Here is a 19,891-nt window from a genome sequence, read left to right as displayed (position 1 = left end):
TAAAAATTATTATATTAAAATTTATTATGATACCTGATATATAGATTTATTAATTTAATTAACTAATAACTTTATTAAAAAATTATTAGCTAATTAAAACTTAATAAAAATTAATCTTTATACCAAGAAGGCTTATTATTTTCCATTGCTGAGTTATTAAACATATCTCTCATACGATTAGGCTCTACTTTGGATACATTCCAAGATTCTAAATTCTGATTAAAACTTTCAGCATAATAAAATACAGAATTCATATATTCCACATTAGAAACGTCCCAATTATCCAAAGGCTGATTAAATGATGAAGCATAATGAAACATCTGACTAATACTTGTAACATTAGAAACATTCCAATTATTAATAGGCTGATTAAAACTTTTAGCATTATCAAACATCATTGACATATCTTTTACATTACTTACATTCCATTTGTCTAAAGGCTGATTGAAACTAGAAAATTTAAACATACCTTCCATATCAACAACATTAGAAACATCCCAACTATTTAAAGGCTGATTAAAACTTTTAGTAAAACAAAACATTGATGACATATCTTTTACATTAGATACATTCCATTTATCCAAAGCACTATTAAAAAGCTCAGCACCTTCAAACATACTAGACATATTTTCAACATTAGATACCTCCCAGTCATTAATATTTTGATTAAAACTTTCAGCATAATAAAACATTGATGACATATCCTTTACATTACTTACATTCCACTTGTCTAAAGGCTGATTAAAACTCTCACAATTAGCAAACATATTTTTCATATTAACAACTTTAGATACATTCCAATCATTAAAAGGATAATTAAACTTTTTACATTTTTTAAACATAGAACTCATATTCTCAACTTTTGAAACGTCCCAGCTTTCAATATTATGATTAAAACCTAATGCTCCTTCAAACATACTTTCCATATTTACAACATTAGATACGTCCCAAGTCTCTATACCGTCAAACTTTTTTAATTTAGAATCTTTAAAAAGATTACTCATATCTGTTATTAAAGAAGTATCTATTTTATCAAATTTTGTTTTCTCTGCTATTAGTTTTATTAATTCATTTTTGTTTTTTGGCTGATGCATTTTTATTTGCTTACTATCTTTTTTATCTTTTTTTGCTTCGGATTTCTTTTCTGCTTTTTCTAATTCTTTATACTCTTTTATAATATCTTCTTTACTATAAATAAGCTCTTTTAATTCATCATAACAAGTATTTTCAAGTTTTTTTAGAACTTCAGATACTGACTTTTTATTGTATTTTAAGCCAAGTTTATAAACTTCTTTTTTATCAAATTCAGCTATAATTTTTTTAAGATTTGATATAGCAGACTTTGAGCTTTGAAAAGAATATATTTTTAAAATTAAATCTAATGAAACATCATTAAAAATATTATCAAAATCTTTAACTTTTTTGAAATTCCAATTTTTAATATTATCCTGATTAAAAGATGAGGCATTAAAAAAAGCATTATTCATATATTCTACTTTCTCTGTTTTCCAGCTGTTTAAATCCTGATTAAATGAAAAAGCATCACAAAATATATCTGCAAGACCTGTTAAATTAGAAGTATTCCACTTATCTAAAGGCTGATTAAAATTTGCAGCTCCTTTAAACATAGCATACATATTTGTAACATTAGATACATCCCAGTTATTTATATCCTGATTAAAATTCTCACAACCTGAAAACATATAACCCATACTCGTAACTTTAGAAGTATTCCACTTATCTAAAGGCTGATTAAAATTCTCACAACCACAAAACATCTCATTCATATATTCAACATTAGATACATTCCAATTATTTATATCCTGATTAAAACTCTTGGCATTCATAAACATCTCACCCATACTCGTAACTTTAGAAGTATTCCATTTGTATAAAGGCTGATTAAAAGTTTTTGCACCATAAAACATAGCATACATATTTGTAACATTAGATACGTCCCAACTATTTAAAGGCTGATTAAAATTAGCACAACCCAAAAACATCTCATTCATATATTCAACATTAGATACATTCCAATTATTTATATCCTGATTAAAACTCTTGGCATTCATAAACATCTCACCCATACTCGTAACTTTAGAAGTATTCCATTTGTATAAAGGCTGATTAAAAGTTTTTGCACCATAAAACATAGCATACATATTTGTAACATTAGATACGTCCCAACTATTTAAAGGCTGATTAAAATTTTCACACTCTTTAAACATTGCTGCCATATCTGTAACATTAGATACGTCCCAGGTTTCTATACCTGAAAAATCTTCTCTTTTACTAATTAGAAATAAATATCTCATATCTGTTATTAAACTTGTATCAATGTTTCCAAGATTAATACTTTTATCTTCCACTAATTTTTTTAATTCTTCTTTAGTTTTTGGCTTAAATTGTTTTTCTGACATAATAACCTCCTAGTTTACAATCAATTTAAATAAAATATTTATTAATATTAAAAATAAAATTTTTAATAAAAAAATATTGTTCCTACAAAAATCAGTAGAATTATACACTATAAAAAAAGAAATGTAAATATATACATCAATTTTATGTTAGAATTATCTAAAATTTATTTATACAGTGTTTATTAATAATATATTTGTATCATTACAAAATTATACTAGTCATTTTAATTTTTATATTATTTTAGCTTTATATTTTAACTTTATTAAAAAACCCGCCCTTTTATATTTACAGCTTTTATTTGTTATTTTTACTTTATACTTCTTTAAAATCTTTTATGCAATTATAAAACCCACCCAAAATTTTATTTTACTTTATAATCTACACACCGCACGCAGAGTAAAATTATAAAAGATATATAATTCTGAATTCTAATTTTTACTATATTTTAAATTTCGCTAACCGTGCGTAGAGTAAAGTTTTAAAATTTAAAAAAGCTTGGGTGGGTGCTAGAATTTCTAATAAAGCAATGAAAATAATGGAAGTTAAATATTCTATATAAGACAATAAATATAAAAGGGTGGGAATTAGAATAAAATTTTCAAGCAAAATAAAAAAGAGACCTACTAAAAAAGCAAGCCTCTTATTTATTGTATTTTTATATCGAAGAAAATATTTTTATCTGAATAACTGTGTTATATCATTAATAGTTATGAATATTGCTAAAGTTATTAAGAAAGCAGCACCTACAGCCTGTATCTTAGTTAAAACTTTTCTGTCTATAGGTCTTCTCATTATAAGCTCTATAAATGAAAATACTATCATACCTCCGTCTACTACAGGAAGAGGAAGAAGATTCATAAGGAAAAGTATCAAACTTATAGTAGCTGTAAATGAAAGTATAGTTCTAAGTCTGTACTCTATATCAACAGAAATAACCTGTGATGAAATCTGTATTATTCTAACAGGGCCTCCCAAATTCTCGCGAACTGATAATTTACCTGTGAATAGAAGTTTAAGTCCATTTACATATGAAACAATATAATTACCAGTTTCTTTGAAAGCTTCAGGTATAGATTTTGGAAAAGGTATTCCTGCAACTTTTTCAACTCTCATAGGAGTGCTGTCAAACTCTACTCCTAAACTTCCATAAGTTCCAAGTAATTTTGAAGTTACAGGTCTTGGTATAGCCTCTCTTGTAATCTCTTCACCATTTCTAAGAATTGTGATATTGATTTTCTGAGAAGCATTATCCATTACTATAGGTCTGAAATCTGCTATATTATTAGCAGCCATTCCATTGATAGATATTATTTTATCGCCTGCCATAAGCCCTGCTTCAGAAGCAGCAGAATCGGAAATTACATTTTTTATTATAAGGTCATTTCCAAAGTATAAACCTAATGCTCTCTCTCCGCTTAAAGCCTTTAACATTTCAACAGAAGGTATTACTATATCTAAAGTTTTACCGTTTCTGTTTAATGTGAAAGTAATATTTTCAGCGGCTTTCTGTATTGCCTCATCATTTATTGTTTTTAATATATCATTATCAGATTCTACTTTTATACCGTTTATAGCTGTTATAGTGTCTCCGCTCTGTATTCCGTATTCATAAGCTAATGTTATGCCTGATTTTGAATGCATATATCTTCCGTCTTTGAATACTGATACAGTAGGCGAATATAAATCTATCTTTGATGGCATAGAAACCAATACAGCCAAAAGTACAAAAGCAAATAGATAATTAAAGAAAGGACCGGCAAAATAAACTATTATTCTTCTTAAAGGAGACATATTTAAAAAATCCCCTTCTTCTACCTTACCGTCCTCAGCAATTTCACCTTTAAATTTACAGTATCCTCCGAAAGGTATTGCAGAAAATCTGAAGTCTATTCCTTTAATTTCTTTTTTAAAAAGTATAGGGCCGAAACCTATAGAGAAAGCCTCAGCCTTTATTCCAACCGCTAAGCCTGCAAGTAAATGTCCCATCTCATGAACGAATACAAGCACGCTTAATAGTATAATAGCACCTATCCAACTCAAATTAAGCCTCCTTAAATTATTTTATTATTCTTATTTAAGAATAATTACTAATAAGTATATATTCAATATAAATTTATTTCAATATGTTTTATAAAAATAATAAACATAATATATCATAATTTTGGAATTTACAATACATTTACATTTATATCTGTTAAATTTAACAAAAATATTGACAAAGTATATTAAATTTGTTAGATTTTTAATATGAAAAGAATAATTATAGTCATTTTATCAATTTTTTGTTTGTTTATATTAGGATGTAATTATCAAGTATTAAATCCAAATAGCAGTAGTTCAAATTCATCCAATAATAATGAAAATTCAGGAAATAATAACGGGAATGATGATGGGAATAATAATAATGACAACATCACAAAAATTATGTATTTTAAGTTTAAAGTATCTGGAAAATCTTCCCAGAAAGCATTTAATAAAAATAATATTTTTCCCAAAGAATTAAGTATAAAAAATTACGCCAACGGCAAAACTTTTACTCATACAGGAAATTGGGGAGATCCTGGATATGTAGTAAATTATTTATTCTGTGATGATCGAATAGGAAATAGTATGAGTATGCCTTTCTATGCCGGAGATTCCAAATTAGAAATATCATATAATAGTAAAGATGATGAAGTAACATTTAAAGGATATATTTGGATTGGAAATAGCGGAACTTTATTTTTTAGAAATGATTTCTACTGTACTATACCTTTAAAAGATTATGATGAATCTAAAAACAATAATACAGATTTAATATCAATAGTTTTGTATCCTGATAATAATACATATAAATTTACATTTGACGGTTTTGAAAGTAAATAGTTATAAAATTTATATCGATTATGTAATATTTTAATTTGATTATATGTAAAAATTACTATATAATACCCTAAACTAATTAATATAAATTTACTTAAATAATATTTTGATGACAGAATATAAATCATATATAGTAACTCAAAATAGAGATTATTTTTTATCTCATAATATGGAATATATTACTTTAAAAAATTCTTCTATAAAAAAGATTTTCAAAAATAATAAAAAAAATAATAGTTTAATAAATATATTTCTGTATGATAATGATAAAAATAAATTATATGGTTATTATGAAATAGATTTTAGTAATAGAAAACAAATAGATAATAATTACACAAGTATAAATATAAGTGATAATTATAAAAGAAGAAGAGGAATATATTATAAATTAGAAGATAAATACTCTGATTTTTCAATATATGAAATAGATTCAAAAACATTTTCAAAATTAAAAGACAGATTAATACTTCTAAATGATAATATATCGCAGACATTTTTTTCATGTTCTATAGATAATAATATTTTTAAGTACCAAGCTATAGAAACATATCCTTCGCTTTATGTAGCAGAATATGAAAAACATTTTGACAATAAAGCTTATGAAAGCATATATAAAGAATATATTCGTTTATTAAAATATTCAAATAGTGAAAATAGTAATATAGAAAGATATATAGAACTTGGAAGCTATTTAATGAATATGCTTATACCGGAAAAAGATTTCAGAGAACATTTGCTTGACGGATTTAGAATAGTTTATTTGCATCTTGATGATAAAACATATAGCATTCCTTGGGATATACTTTCTTATGACGGAAAATTTTTATCTGAAAATATAATTTTTTCATATAGTAATGCATCTAATATATTGCATAATAAAAAGTCAGATAATAAAAAATTAAAAATGGCTATTATTTCAATACCAAATAATGATATATTGTATGATAAACAGGAGATTGATTCTATTTTATCATTACAAAATGATATAAAAAATATAGAAATAGATTTATACAAAAAAGAGCATAATTATTTTGAATTTGTTAAAATATTGGAAAGTTATGATATAGTACATATTATAACTCATGGATATAAAGACGGGATAAAATTAAGCGAGGATTATATACTAAATTCAGTAACAGCATTACAAAATCCTCCATCACTTATTTTTATTAATGCATGCAATATGGAAGAAGCTGATAATAAACTTACAAAATCACTGCTTTCTTCCGGAGTAGCTACAGTTATTTCCGGCATTGGTTCTTTAGCTGACGGTAAGTACTTAGATTTTATTTATAGTTTTTATAGTAATTTACTTCATAAATATGCCAGAATAAATACAGCACAAGCATATTATTTTGCTTATGTTGAAGTTAAAGAGTTTTATAAAGGTTTTATAAGATATAGATTTAATGGAGTTCCTATATATGTTTAAATTGATTAGATTTATTTATTTATTAATAATGATATTAGCTATTACATCATGTAATGATGAAAATATAACACCAATAAGAACTAGAAAAATAGCACCGAAAGTCTCAAGTGCTTTCAAATCTCCGGCATATAATTTAAGAATAAAATATATTATACTTCATTACACTGCTTTAAATGATGATTTATCTTTTAAAGTATTAACTGATCCTGGAGTATCAGCACATTATCTCATAACTACAAAAAAAGATGAGCCTATATATAAACTTGTAGATGACGGCGACAGAGCTTGGCATGCTGGAATTACTATGTTTGACAATAGATATAGTATGAATGATTCCTCAATCGGTATAGAAATAGTAAATTTAGGATTCCTAAAAAAAGTTACAAATACTTATGAAGAATTAAATAGAATGACGCAAAAGCAAAGAGATGAATTATTCTTTACTTCTTATGATGAATATATAGAATTTGAGGATAGTCAAATAGAGAAAGTTGCATATTTACTTAAAGAGTTAATAGAGAAATATCAAATAAAACCTTATAATATATTAGGCCATTCTGATATAGCTCCATATAGAAAAAAAGACCCGGGCCCTAAATTCCCATGGAAAAGACTTCATGATGAATATAATTTAGGTATGTGGTATGATGAATATGATTACAGCAACTTTTTAAATGATGATGAATATAAAAAAGCAAAAGTAATGGATATAAAAGAAGAGTTTATAAAATACGGATATACAAGTATGCCTACTAATAATGTTTGGGATTTGGATTCTAGAAAGGTGCTTTATGCTTTTCAATGTCATTTCAGACCTGAAAAAATAGATGGAAACATTGATAATGAAACTTATGCTGTTATTAGGGCTTTAAACCTTAAAGTAAAAAAGATTAATGAAATGGATGAGCGTTCTAAAGCTAATAACTTCCTTACTAATACATTCTTTACTAATATATTTATAAGCAATAATATAGTAAGCACAAATTGGAACTATAATACAAATAGATCATTAAGGAAATAGGATTATATATATGCTTACTGTTTACATTGCTGCAAGAGATATTGGTAATTATAAAGACAATACTGAAAGATTAAAAGAGGTTTTAATTGAAAGCGATATTGTTTTAGTTGAAAGTTTTAGAGAGGCTACTAAGCTTTTTAAAGCACTTAATATAAATAAAAATAAAGAATGCTTGATAGAGTTTAGCGAACATACAAAAAAATCCAAAGATATTGATGAAATAATTACAAAGATTATAAATTGCAAAACAGTTACCCTTATAAGCGATTGCGGCACTCCAATATTAGAAGATCCTGGAAGGCTTTTACTTGAATATTGTTATGCTCATAATATAAAGGTGCGTCCTGTAGCAGGTGTAAGCAGTGTTACGGCAGCTATTATGTGCCTGCCTTTTAACTTCAAAAAATTTTATTATGCTGGGCTTTTGCCGCGTGATGACAGAGAACGCGAAAAAAAATTATCATATTTAAAAAGATTAAATGTTCCTGTTATCATATTAGACACTCCTTACAGATTAGGCAAAGTACTTAATGCCATCAAGAAAGTATATTCCAAAGATAAAGAAATCGCTTTATGTTTAGATATTACAACTGAAAGCGAAGAAATCATTATAGATAGAGTATCAGATATATGCAGTAAATATCAGGAAAACAAAAAAAGAGAATTTGTAATAGTTATAAGCTGATTATATTTTTAACCGCACGCTGAACGATGCCAAAAAATATAAAATTGATTATCAATACAAATCAAATAATATATAAAAATGCATTCACCGTGCGTTTAAAAAATTTTTAAATTTAATTAACGCTTGGGTTGGTATTCCTTTTTCACATTTATATATATGAATAAATTTCAAACTTATAATTAAAAATATTACCTTAAAGGGGCTTTAGATACAGTAATTTTTGTACTTTTTAATTTATTATTTTCTTTTTCTAATAATATTTTACTTATGTACTCTGCAACTGATTGCACATTTGATACCTTTGAACCTAATATAATTTCCTTAATATAATTTTCATTTTTATCAAATAATTTACAATAATCAATATACAATCTTTTCTTTTTTAAATCTCTTTTTATATCTTTGGAATCAATATTATTTATTGAAATAATTCTTAATTCCTGTTCTTCAAAAAATGCTTCATGTTTAATGAGATATCTTATATTTTCAAATAAATAACTAAATATAATATTTTTTATTTTATCTTTTTCTATTTTATTTATATTATCTGATGCTTCAAATATTTTTTTAAAAATAAATTTTATTACAATTTCTATATTTTTCTCTTTTTCTTTTAATTCTGCTTTATATACATTTTCTAAATTTATTATTATACTTTTATATTTTGAATTTGTTGGATTAAAAACTAATTGATTTTTATCTTCATTATAATATAAAATCCAATATAAAGAATTTTTATTATAATAATTTTCTTTATTTTCATTATCAATATAACTATTTTCTAAATCTAAATATTGAGAATTCATCTTTACAGGAATGATATCTCCAAATGGATCATCATCAAAATAAGATTCATCTAATACCAAACATACTCCAGTAGATTCTATATTTTTATCTTTACCATATAATCTGAACATAGTTAAAGAATCTTTATTTCTGCTAAAAGATGTTTGAAATGGAATTAAGTTATATTCATTATTATTTTCTATTTTCATATTTACATTATTATTATAAAAAATATTTTCTAATATTTTACCTTCATTTCTATCATTTGCAGTTGTTATACTTGTTATTCTCAATTTGTTTTTATTATCATCTAATAATGAAAATAATATTTCCAAAGAAGTATAATGTACTATAGAAACTTCCTTTTCATAATGATCATATAGTAATTCACTTTTAAATGATAATAAAGAAATAAGTAAATACTCAAATAATAATACTTCTTTTATATTCTTCAAAATATAATTATCTATATTTTCTATTTCTTTATTTATAATAGATAAAGTTATATCTCTTTTCCATATATCAATATATGAATTATCTTCTAGCAATAAATTAATTATATTTAATATACTATTATAATTTAACTTAAAATATTTAGTAATAATATTAAGTAAATTACTAGCAGAAAAATTATAGTTTAGTTTAGACAACATAGAAAAATTATATAAACTTTCTTTATAATTATCTAAAACATAATAATTTAAAGCATTATAATAATAAGCTTCTTCATATTGATCATCTAGTGATATAACTTTATTAAAATCTTCTATAGATTCATTATATTTTTCTAAACAAAAATTTGATATACCTCTATTTAAATATGCTTCTTTATAGTGATAATCTATTTCTATTACTTTATCAAAATCTTTTATGGCTTTATTATATTGCCCTAATTTATTTTTGGTTATACCTCTATTTAAATATGCCCATTTAAATTTGTCGTTTAATTTTATTGCTCTATTAAAATCTTTTATAGCTTCATCATATTTTTCTAGTAATAAATAAGTAGATCCTCTATTATTATAAACATTATCATATTTATTATTCAATTCTATTGATTTATTAAAATTTGCTATAGCATCATCATGTTCACCTATGTTGGATTTTATTAAACCTAAATTATCATAATACATATATAAATATTCTTTATCTGTATTCAATTCAAATAATTTTTTTATATCTTCTAAAGCCCCATCATATTCAAATATTGCATTTTTAGATAAGGCTCTATTATTATAAGCTTTTTCATATTTTGGATTTAATTTAATAGTTTTATCATAGTATTCTATTGATTTATTGTATTCTTCTAAACTTGAATATATATTACCAATATAATAATATATTCCTTCGTCTTTATCATTTTCTTTTAATAATTCTTTAGCAAATTTTAAAGCCTCATTATGATTTTTTTCATCTATTAAATTATTTATTTTATCAATATTTTCTTTTATCATAAAATACTCTTATATTTAATTTATAATAGTATTATAAATTAAATATTTATACTATCAATAAAATTAATATAGTATTTGTATTATACTAAACTTTACTATATAATAATCATTCAAAATAATAATCGGGAATATATAATATAATGAGTGAGAACTTGAAAAACGAAATACTAGAACTTGTAAAAAGTGAAGATATAATAAAGCCTACTAGATACTTAGGCGGTGAAATAAATGCTATAATAAAACCTGATATGCCTTTTAAATTCGTTATGTGTTTTGCGGATATGTACGAAATAGCAATTAGCAATTTAGGGCTTTCTATACTTTATGAGGTTATTAACTCTATAGAATATGCTTCCTGTGAAAGAGTTTATGCAGTAGCTGAAGACTTTGAAAAACTTTTAAGAGAAAAAAATATACCGCTTTATACTTTGGAAACTTTCAGCAAAGTAAAAGACGCTGATGTTTTGGGATTTACTTTGCAGTATGAGCTTATATATACAAATATACTTCAAGTACTTGAATTAAGCCAAATACCTATACATAGAGATGAAAGAGGAGAAGATGTACCTATAATAGCTGCAGGCGGACCAAGCGTATTCAATCCGTTTCCTTTGGCTGATTTTATAGATGTGTTTTTATTCGGAGAGTTTGATTTTGAGATGAAAAACTTTGTTGATATAATCTATAATCTCAAAAAAAACGGAGCTAAAAGAGATGATATATTAAAAGAGCTTTCAAAACTTGAATACGCTTATGTTCCAAAATATCCAAGAGAACATGTAAAAAGAATATTCGTTGAAAATATTAATGAAATGCCTTATGTAAAAAAACCTTTAGTACCACTTGTAGAAGGAATACAAAATAGAATATCCGTTGAAATAGCTAGAGGCTGTACTCATAGCTGCAGATTCTGTTTGGCAGGAATCACTTATCGCCCTGTAAGAAACCGCACTATAGAAAAAATTGTCGATATAGCAATGGAATCATTAGAAGCTACTGGAGCTAATACTTTAAATTTATTCTCTCTTTCCGCTGATGACTATCCTCATATTGGAGAATTAATTGAATATTTACAGACATTAGGAGAGCATAAAGGATTTTCTCTTTCTCTGCCTTCATTAAGAATAGATTCATTCGATAAAGATACAGCAGACAGAATAGCACAGTTTAGAAAAACAGGCTTAACATTTGCATTAGAAGTTGGAAGCCATGAATTAAGAGAAAAAATCAATAAAGAAATGGACGAAGATGCCATTTACAATATACTTGCTGATGTTCAAAAAATGGGCTGGAAGATAGTAAAAATTTATTTTATGATAGGATTCACTGATAATCCGGACAAAGAAGCTGATGAAATAATAGAAGCCCTTGAAAAAATGATAAAAGTATCAAAGAATAAAGTAAAAATAAATGCTGCGATTAATGTATTTATTCCAAAACCTCATACTCCTTTAGAAAATAATAATCAGCTTACAGATGAAGAAGCAATTACTTATATAGGAAAGGTACGCGATCATTTCAGAGGCACTAAAGTAGCTATAAAATATCATCCTCCTAGAATGGCAGAAATTGAAGGTATAATTTCAAGAGGCGATGAAAAAATCGGGGACATTATTTATAAAGCATATAAGAAAGGTGCAAAATTTGATGCTTGGGTAGAATATTTTAAATATGATGTTTGGAAAGAAGTAATAGAAGAAAGCGGATACACTATAAAAGAATTATTAAGCAAAAAAATAAATACTCCTTGGAAATGCATTGATACTCTTGTAAGTCAAACTTTCTTTGATAAGGAGTACGAAAGATTTCAAAACGGTAAATTTACAGATTACTGCTTCACTGGAAATTGTCAGAACTGCGGTATAGATTATAAAAAATACTGCCATAAATATAAAAAAGAAGTTTTAAATACAAATTTCACTCAAATGGTTGAAGAATTAAAAACTTTAAAGAAAAGAGATATATTTGCTGTAAATTATAAAGTATTAATGAAATTCAAAAAAGAAGGCATATCATCACTTTTAGGAATGCATGATTTATCAAGAGTTATGATTTGTGCTTTAAAGATTGCAGGTGCAAGCATAGCATTAAGCAAAGGTTTTCACCCATTAGAAAAAGTTGTGTTTACTCCCCCTACTCCATTTGCATGCGAAAGTGAAGCTGAATATATGGAAATAAGTTTAACTGATTCTATAGATGTGGAGTTGCTAAAAAATAAAATAAACAATTTACTTTCTCATATAGGAATTGAAATAATTAATGCAGTATCTACTCCTTTAAATGCTAAAAATATTCAAGCTCTTCCAAAGAACACCATTTACAAGATAGAAACTGATAATGATGAAGAAGCATTAAAAATATTATCAAACAAGGAAGAATTAAAAACAAGCGAGGAGAGAAAAGGCGATTATTTAGTTATAAAGAAAGGCGATGATTTGCTCATAACACTTTTAGAAAGCAATGAAAAAGCTATAAGGGTACGCGATATAAAAAGCTATCTTTCAAAAAACAATATCAATATAAAAAATATTAGAAAGTTGGAATTAGTATAATATTGTTTTTATTGGCTTATTAATTTTTTATTAATACTTTACTCTATCATAAAAAGTACTATACCTAACTTATATCGGCGGGAATACACCTAAACAACTATATTTTGTCAAAAATTATTTTCTTATCTTTATTATTTGTGGGGACTAGCCCCCACACCCACAGTTCTTTTATTGGTATAAAAGAGCCAAAAGAACTGCATTTTAGTATAAATTTAGTGTATATCCTATATTTAACAGAATGTTTTTAAATAAAGTTCTAGCAATTGCGTTTTCGTGTAGCGTATCCTAAGGATAAAAACTTTGACGAAAAATCTCTTTAACGCACGGTAAACGAAATTAACAATATAGTAAAATTTGAATTGCAAATAAATCTATATTTTTAATTTTATTCTGCGTGCGGAAAATACATAATTTGTAATAAAAAGTACGATGCCATATACCTTCACCTTCGGTATACTTCCTTCAGTCGCGTATAGTTGACGTTTGATAAAATAATCAATGCGGGTACAACGAATACAAAATAATATAATTTAATTATAAAAAATATTAATATAACTGTATGTTACAACTTGTCATGCTTGAAATTTTATTATATCATGATAATAAAATTTTTTAGGAGAATAAAATGAAATCTTATAGAAAAGTTTTAGAAATAAATTACCCTAAAAGGAGAGGTTATATCAATATCACTCCTGAAGTTCAAAAATGCTTAAATGAAAGCGGTATTAAAGAAGGACTTGTTTTATGCAATGCTATGAATATAACAGCAAGTGTATTTATCAATGATGATGAAAGCGGACTACATCAGGATTTTGAAGTATGGCTTGAAAAATTAGCTCCTGAAAAGCCTCATAGTCAATATAATCATAACGGCTATGAAGATAATGCTGATGCTCATATGAAAAGACAATTAATGGGAAGAGAAGTTGTTGTGGCTGTTACAGAAGGAAAACTTGATTTCGGAACTTGGGAACAGATTTTCTACGGAGAATATGACGGAAAAAGAGTTAAAAGAGTATTGATAAAAATTATAGGAGAATGATATTAATTTTATGATAAAGCCAAAAAGATTAGAAAAAGGAAACACAATAGGAATAATCACTCCTTCAAGTGCATGCCCTAAAGATAAACTCGATGAAGGAATAGAATATTTAGAAAATAGAGGATACAAAGTAAAATTGTCAAAACATGTATTTGATAATTATAATGGATACGGCGGAACTGATGAAGCAAGGGCGGAAGATTTAAATAATTTTTTTAAAGACGATGAAGTCGATGCTATTATATGCTCAAGAGGCGGTTACGGAGCTGTCAGAATACTTGATAAATTGAATTATGATATTATAAAAAATAATCCTAAAATATTTGCAGGCTACAGTGATATCACTTCTTTTCATTTGGCTTTTTATGAAAAAACAGAACTCATCACTTTCCATGCCCCAATGGTAAGCATAGATATGGTAAAAGGAAAATCATTCGATGAAGCTTCATTAAATGATATGTTCGATGTTTTAGAAAGCAATGAAAAAATCATTTATAAAAATCCTGACGGCTCAGAGTTTGAAAGTATATCTTATGGAAATGATTCAAAAGCAGAAGGCATACTTATAGGCGGAAATTTCATTGTAATGATGTCTAGTTTCGGTACGGAATATTTTCCAAAATTAAATAAAGATTATATATTATATATAGAAGAAGTAGATGAAAAACCTTATAAGATTGACAGGATTATATCTACTTTATTTAATTCAAAAGAAATAGGCAAATCCATAAAAGGAATCGTAGTAGGAGATTTTGAAAACTGCGATTTAGTCGAAGGCGAAAAAGAAACAGGTTTTAAAACTGCTAAAGAAACTATAATAGAGAGATTAAGTAATTTAAATATACCTGTACTAACAAATGTAAAATGCGGACATGGAAAAACTAAACTTACTATGGCTCATGGTGCTATGGTAAAGATTGATGCAAAAAATAAAAGTTTTGAAACATTAGAAAATGTATTGATTTAAAAGTTTAAACAATAAAAATAAAATTAAGAGAGTTATTATGAAATTGTTTTTTAGCGATTATGATATGACTATATATATTCATGAAAAAATCGATGATAGTGTTTTTGATGCTGTGAAAAAATGGAGAGAAGCTGGAAACATATTTACTATAGCAACCGGAAGAAATAAATTTTCTATATTTGAACATATTGAAAGGCATGGATTAGAGTTTGATTATTTAATAGCAAATAACGGAGCTTTGGTATTTAATAACAAAAGAGAAGTAATATTTAAAGATGCTATTGATGATGAAGTATCATATAAGGTTATAAGATTTTTGCATGAGAAGTTCGGAGGCACTGTAGAAATAGCAAATGATAATTATATAATATCAGTAAAATCAAAAGACGGAAATGATATACTTCCTTTTAGAGTTGATAAAAAAATAAATATAAAAGAAATAGAAACTGTAAAAGATATTATACAGATAAACAAAATGACTCCTAATGCAGAAACTACTGAAATTGTAGCAAATACCATTAATAAAGAATTTGAAGAAGTAACAGCCTATGCCAATATTAGAACGGTTGATATAGTAAAGCATACTGTTAATAAAGCTAATGGTGTTGATTTTGTATATAAACTTCTAAAAAATAATAATCAGTCTATAGATAAAATATTAGTTGCAGGCGATTCTAACAATGATATAGAAATGATAAAAAGATATGATGGTTATGCACAGATTAATGCAAATGAGAAAATAAAAGCTATAACAGATAAATATTTTAATTTTATTTCTGACATTATTTACAAAGAATTATAACTATTGCTTTAAATACCATATTAGGGTATAATACAACAAATACCTATAAAAGGAGTATTTATGTGAGGAATATTTTGTATAATCGGTCTGATTATAGCAGGTATAGTAAGTTTATTCGATAAATTAAGAGGAAAAAAAGAATAACCCCGAATTATTTTAATAAATAAAACGGGGCTTTTTTATTCTTTAATTAAATGAAAAATCAATTATGCTGCCTGATAAACTAATTTTCCATCAGAGTAAGTTTTTAATACTTTAGTTTTAGTAATATCTGTAGGAACTATATCAAGTATATTTTGATCCAATATTATAAAATCAGCTTTCTTTCCTACTTTTATAGAACCTAAACTATCTTCAGCAAAATTCTGATAAGCACCATTTATTGTAGCACAGTCCATCATCTGTTCAACACTTACAATTTGATCTGCTCCAAGTAAAGAAGAAGGCTCTCCATCCAAATTCATTCTTGTAGAAGCAAACTGTATTGCATCCAAAGGTTTAGGCGATATTGTTACAGGATAATCGCTTGCAACTGATACTACACATCCAGCATCAAATAAGTCTTTCATAGGATATTCTTTATTAGCTCTTTCTTCTCCTAAATAAGGTACTTCCAATTCATAAAAATATCCTTTTTCTTTAAAGAACCAATATGGGTTTGTAACAGCAACTATATTTAATTCTCCCATTCTTTTTATATCATCTTTATTAACTAACTGTAAATGAGTTATAGCATGTCTTTTGTTAGTTTCACCTGTAGTGTCTTTTAAATATTCAAAAGCATCTATAGCCTGTCTAGCAGCTGCATCTCCTATAGAATGTACATGTATTTGTAAACCTAGTTTTTGAGCATTAAGATATACATCATTTAAAGAATCTTGTTCCCAAAGTTTATAGCCTTTAAATCCGCTATCTGAAGCATAATCATCAAGTAAATAAGCTGTTTTACCTTCTACTACACCATCGGCAAATATTTTCAAAGTTGTCATTTTGAATTTATTTCCGTTTACATCTTTTCTAAGCTGAGATATTTTATCAAATTTTTCTTTAGGGTTATCTGTATTGTATAAACTGTAACCAACAAAGAAATTTAATTTTAATTCATTATTCTTATCAAGTTCATTTAAAGCTGTAAAAAAATTATCAGAAGGCCCAACTGTATTAATACCAGGTTCAAAAACAGATGTTATTCCATATGATAATACTTCATCTTGATATGCAAGTATTGCATTTTTATATTCATCTACCCCAAAATCTGGAATTTTTTGAGTAATTAAATCTGCTGCTTTTTCTCTGAATGTTCCAGTAGGTTCTTTAGTTACAGGATCTCTCTCTATAACTCCACCTTCAACATCTGGAGTATCAGCATTTACTCCTGCTATTTCCATAGCTTTTGAATTAACCCATACAGCATGACCATCTTCAGAAGTCATTACTATTGGTATTTCTGATGTTATACTATCGAGTACATCTTTTGTAGGGCCTGTTACAGGAGCATATCCATTATTCCAGCCTCTTCCTCTTAACACAGTTACATTTTTATTTTTTTCATAGAAATCTCTGATATTATTAGCATAATCATCTACGGATTTACCTGAATACAACTGCACTTGATATAATTTTAAAAGACCGCCTTTAGCTGTATGAGCATGGGCTTCAAAAAAACTAGGCATTGCCATACCGCTTTCTAAATTAATAACTTCGGTATTATCACCTATAAACTCTTTTACTCCCTCTTCATCTCCAACATATTGATATACACCATCTTTAATAGCAATAGCATTTACTATTTTTTTATCAGCTTCAGATGTGTATATTGTACCCGTTATTACAGTGTCAGCATATTTACTGCCGCCATTGCAACCGATTACAATAAAAGATAAAATTAGTAAAATAATTGGTAATAATGTTTTTTTGTTCACTTTTTGTAAACTCCTTTAAATTAAATTTTTAAAATGAGACATAATTTTATATTAATTAAATACTATATACAATAATCAATATGTAATTTTTTTGACTTTTTATTAAAAAAATTTAATTTTTATATAGTTTTGTATTAAATGAACAATAATTAAATAAATTCAGAATTACTTTTTGGATAATATTTAAATATATATATTTAATATTAATTTGAATATTTTTCTAATAATTCATCTATTAATTTTATTTTATCTTTATTTTTTATATGATAGAATTTACCTATTGTAGTAGGAAAATAATCTTCCTCTTTTAATTTATATATTTTAACTTTGGCAGCTATTACCCAATCTGAAACATTAACCCTATCAATTTCATTTTTTCCAAATTTAATATTGAACTTATCAAGAGAATCTGAATCAGTCAAAGCTTCTGCAACAGCAACTGCAGTTAAACCATCTGCTATCATTATTCTAGTACCTTTTAAAAATTTCTTTTCTTTTACTTTTTCTGCCCCTGCCTTCACTTCAGCAAATACAATATTATGCTTATAGAATATATCCAAAAGTTTAATATCACCATGCTCCCCTCTTCTGCTTCCAAACTTCACATACTGCATATTATTCTCCTTAAAATTAACAATTCTTCATATTTTTACAAACAAGAAATCTGTCCTTACCGCTTAAATCTTTTTTTACCGATACATTTTTTATATCAAGAGAATTACATATATTAATCAATGCCTCTCCCTGATCATAGCCTATTTCAAAAAAGAAAGCTCCATTATCTTTTAAATATTTTTCTATGATACTTAAAAAACTCTTATAAAAATCAAGTCCGTCATAACCTGAATATAAAGCATTTTGAGGCTCGAACTCCAAATCCTTTTGAAGCGAATCTTTATCTCTTAAAGGCACATAAGGAGCATTTGAAACTATTATATCAAATTTATTTTCGGGTATAAAACTTAAAGCATCAGCATTTATTATATTTATAATTTTTTCATTTCCTAATATATTTAAAGCATTTTTATTTATAACTTGAAAAGCACCTTCACTAATTTCAATAGCTGTAATATCAATGTTTTTATTTTTCTCTAAAAATAATTTTTTTAATGTTACAGGTATATTTCCGCTTCCTGAACCAATATCGCATATTGAAATATTATCTTTATCCTTTGCATAATCTAACACCAAATCAATAAGCTCTTCAGTTTCAGGTCTTGGTATAAGCACATTACCATCAACATAAAAATCGAATCCGTAAAACTCTTTTTTATTTATTATATATGATAAAGGCTCATAATTTAAGCGTCTATTTATAAAACTATCTATTTTATTTATATCACTATCTGTAAGCTCTTTTAAACCTTCTGATATTAATTTTATCTTACTAATACATAAAGCATGCATTATAATAGTTTGTGCCTCAATATATGACACTTTATAATCATCATTGATTTTTTCTAATTGTTTAGCGTAATTGATTATTGCCTGATTTATATTCATATTCAAATTAATTATTCAAAAAATCTTCTCTTTTAGGTGTGAAAGTATCTAATAATTTGCCTTTCTTAATGCATTTACAGCCATGGCTCATATTTTTAGCAAAATGCAAACTATCACCTGATTTACATAAATACTTTTCTCCATTAACTGTAAACTCAAACTCTCCATCTATAATATATGTTATTTGTTCATGCTCATCATGAGAATGAGTTTCAGCTACAGCACCCTCATCAAATTCCATATAAACAGTCATTAAATTATCAGAATAGGCCAATATTCTTCTTTTAAGTCCGTTTCCTAAATTCTGTAAATTAGTTTTATTAAAATCCTGATACATTAACAGCTCCTTTTTTATAAGTTATGAACAATAATAATATATAACAATTTGATGAAAAAATATATATAAAAATTATATTTTATAAAATAGAAATAACAATTATTG

15 protein-coding genes are annotated in these 19,891 nt (G+C 26.0%); 8 read left to right on the top strand and 7 right to left on the bottom strand.

Features of this window, described 5'->3' with window-relative positions; genetic code table 11:
- Positions 1 to 110: 110 nt before the first annotated feature.
- Both Q0K19_RS06920 and rseP read right to left on the bottom strand, forming a co-directional pair.
- On the bottom strand, positions 111 to 2,420 hold the full coding sequence (locus Q0K19_RS06920; protein WP_297246646.1) for a BspA family leucine-rich repeat surface protein: 2,310 nt from the start codon (positions 2,418 to 2,420) through the stop codon (positions 111 to 113).
- A 676-nt stretch (positions 2,421 to 3,096) separates the two neighbouring features.
- Entirely contained in the window at positions 3,097 to 4,461 is a 1,365-nt protein-coding gene (rseP, locus tag Q0K19_RS06915) for an RIP metalloprotease RseP (protein WP_297246644.1), read from the bottom strand.
- Positions 4,462 to 4,668: 207 nt separating this feature from the next.
- Here rseP and Q0K19_RS06910 point away from each other — a divergent pair, with 207 nt between their 5' ends.
- The 4 genes from Q0K19_RS06910 (at position 4,669) to Q0K19_RS06895 (ending at position 8,421) form a co-directional block, all read left to right on the top strand.
- Entirely contained in the window at positions 4,669 to 5,286 is a 618-nt protein-coding gene (locus Q0K19_RS06910) for a hypothetical protein (protein WP_297246642.1), read from the top strand.
- Between the two features lie 106 nt (positions 5,287 to 5,392).
- Positions 5,393 to 6,715 carry a CHAT domain-containing protein gene (locus Q0K19_RS06905; protein WP_297246640.1) on the top strand — a complete coding sequence of 441 codons (1,323 nt, stop codon included), beginning with the start codon at positions 5,393 to 5,395 and terminating at the stop codon, positions 6,713 to 6,715.
- Positions 6,708 to 7,736, top strand: a complete 1,029-nt coding sequence (locus Q0K19_RS06900; RefSeq protein ID WP_297246638.1) for an N-acetylmuramoyl-L-alanine amidase — start codon at positions 6,708 to 6,710, stop codon at positions 7,734 to 7,736. Before Q0K19_RS06905 ends, Q0K19_RS06900 begins: the two co-directional genes overlap by 8 nt.
- A gap of 10 nt (positions 7,737 to 7,746) precedes the next feature.
- On the top strand, positions 7,747 to 8,421 hold the full coding sequence (locus Q0K19_RS06895; protein ID WP_297246636.1) for an SAM-dependent methyltransferase: 675 nt from the start codon (positions 7,747 to 7,749) through the stop codon (positions 8,419 to 8,421).
- Between the two features lie 188 nt (positions 8,422 to 8,609).
- On the opposite strand, the gene Q0K19_RS06890 is transcribed toward Q0K19_RS06895, so the two are convergent.
- Complete coding sequence (locus tag Q0K19_RS06890; RefSeq protein ID WP_297246634.1) at positions 8,610 to 10,661, bottom strand: tetratricopeptide repeat protein; 2,052 nt, start codon at positions 10,659 to 10,661, stop codon at positions 8,610 to 8,612.
- A gap of 140 nt (positions 10,662 to 10,801) precedes the next feature.
- Here Q0K19_RS06890 and Q0K19_RS06885 point away from each other — a divergent pair, with 140 nt between their 5' ends.
- The 4 genes from Q0K19_RS06885 to Q0K19_RS06870 all read left to right on the top strand — a co-directional run bounded on the left by Q0K19_RS06885 (position 10,802) and on the right by Q0K19_RS06870 (position 16,024).
- Entirely contained in the window at positions 10,802 to 13,213 is a 2,412-nt protein-coding gene (locus Q0K19_RS06885; protein ID WP_297246632.1) for a TIGR03960 family B12-binding radical SAM protein, read from the top strand.
- 625 nt (positions 13,214 to 13,838) lie between these two features.
- On the top strand, positions 13,839 to 14,255 hold the full coding sequence (locus Q0K19_RS06880) for a secondary thiamine-phosphate synthase enzyme YjbQ (RefSeq protein WP_048593356.1): 417 nt from the start codon (positions 13,839 to 13,841) through the stop codon (positions 14,253 to 14,255).
- A 10-nt stretch (positions 14,256 to 14,265) separates the two neighbouring features.
- Complete coding sequence (locus Q0K19_RS06875; protein ID WP_297246629.1) at positions 14,266 to 15,222, top strand: LD-carboxypeptidase; 957 nt, start codon at positions 14,266 to 14,268, stop codon at positions 15,220 to 15,222.
- Positions 15,223 to 15,259: 37 nt separating this feature from the next.
- Positions 15,260 to 16,024 (top strand): HAD family hydrolase, encoded by a 765-nt coding sequence (locus Q0K19_RS06870; RefSeq protein WP_297246627.1) that lies wholly within the window; start codon positions 15,260 to 15,262, stop codon positions 16,022 to 16,024.
- A 206-nt stretch (positions 16,025 to 16,230) separates the two neighbouring features.
- On the opposite strand, the gene Q0K19_RS06865 is transcribed toward Q0K19_RS06870, so the two are convergent.
- From Q0K19_RS06865 to Q0K19_RS06850, 4 genes are all read right to left on the bottom strand, one after another.
- Positions 16,231 to 17,946, bottom strand: a complete 1,716-nt coding sequence (locus Q0K19_RS06865) for an amidohydrolase family protein (RefSeq protein WP_297246625.1) — start codon at positions 17,944 to 17,946, stop codon at positions 16,231 to 16,233.
- A 203-nt stretch (positions 17,947 to 18,149) separates the two neighbouring features.
- The gene (locus Q0K19_RS06860; RefSeq protein WP_297246623.1) at positions 18,150 to 18,560 is read right to left on the bottom strand and encodes an ATPase; all 411 of its coding nucleotides are present in this window, start codon (positions 18,558 to 18,560) and stop codon (positions 18,150 to 18,152) included.
- Between the two features lie 16 nt (positions 18,561 to 18,576).
- On the bottom strand, positions 18,577 to 19,449 hold the full coding sequence (prmC, locus tag Q0K19_RS06855) for a peptide chain release factor N(5)-glutamine methyltransferase (protein ID WP_297246621.1): 873 nt from the start codon (positions 19,447 to 19,449) through the stop codon (positions 18,577 to 18,579).
- 7 nt (positions 19,450 to 19,456) lie between these two features.
- Positions 19,457 to 19,786 (bottom strand): cupin domain-containing protein, encoded by a 330-nt coding sequence (locus tag Q0K19_RS06850; RefSeq protein WP_297246619.1) that lies wholly within the window; start codon positions 19,784 to 19,786, stop codon positions 19,457 to 19,459.
- Positions 19,787 to 19,891: the final 105 nt, after the last annotated feature.

The organism is uncultured Brachyspira sp. (assembly GCF_944393015.1).
Lineage (GTDB): Bacteria > Spirochaetota > Brachyspiria > Brachyspirales > Brachyspiraceae > Brachyspira.
Note: the sequence above shows the minus strand (reverse complement) of the source record. Positions and strands in the feature narration are given on the sequence as shown.

What these genes read in the sequence shown, in the direction of transcription:
- Q0K19_RS06870 (WP_297246627.1), top strand. Translation starts at nt 15,260, where the DNA reads ATGAAATTGTTTTTTAGCGATTATGATATGACTATATATATTCATGAA.
- Q0K19_RS06880 (WP_048593356.1), top strand. Translation starts at nt 13,839, where the DNA reads ATGAAATCTTATAGAAAAGTTTTAGAAATAAATTACCCTAAAAGGAGA.
- Q0K19_RS06910 (WP_297246642.1), top strand. Translation starts at nt 4,669, where the DNA reads ATGAAAAGAATAATTATAGTCATTTTATCAATTTTTTGTTTGTTTATA.
- Q0K19_RS06895 (WP_297246636.1), top strand. Translation starts at nt 7,747, where the DNA reads ATGCTTACTGTTTACATTGCTGCAAGAGATATTGGTAATTATAAAGAC.
- Q0K19_RS06900 (WP_297246638.1), top strand. Translation starts at nt 6,708, where the DNA reads ATGTTTAAATTGATTAGATTTATTTATTTATTAATAATGATATTAGCT.
- prmC (WP_297246621.1), bottom strand. Translation starts at nt 19,449, where the DNA reads ATGAATATAAATCAGGCAATAATCAATTACGCTAAACAATTAGAAAAA.
- Q0K19_RS06850 (WP_297246619.1), bottom strand. Translation starts at nt 19,786, where the DNA reads ATGTATCAGGATTTTAATAAAACTAATTTACAGAATTTAGGAAACGGA.
- Q0K19_RS06885 (WP_297246632.1), top strand. Translation starts at nt 10,802, where the DNA reads ATGAGTGAGAACTTGAAAAACGAAATACTAGAACTTGTAAAAAGTGAA.
- Q0K19_RS06860 (WP_297246623.1), bottom strand. Translation starts at nt 18,560, where the DNA reads ATGCAGTATGTGAAGTTTGGAAGCAGAAGAGGGGAGCATGGTGATATT.
- Q0K19_RS06875 (WP_297246629.1), top strand. Translation starts at nt 14,266, where the DNA reads ATGATAAAGCCAAAAAGATTAGAAAAAGGAAACACAATAGGAATAATC.
- Q0K19_RS06905 (WP_297246640.1), top strand. Translation starts at nt 5,393, where the DNA reads ATGACAGAATATAAATCATATATAGTAACTCAAAATAGAGATTATTTT.
- Q0K19_RS06890 (WP_297246634.1), bottom strand. Translation starts at nt 10,661, where the DNA reads ATGATAAAAGAAAATATTGATAAAATAAATAATTTAATAGATGAAAAA.
- Q0K19_RS06920 (WP_297246646.1), bottom strand. Translation starts at nt 2,420, where the DNA reads ATGTCAGAAAAACAATTTAAGCCAAAAACTAAAGAAGAATTAAAAAAA.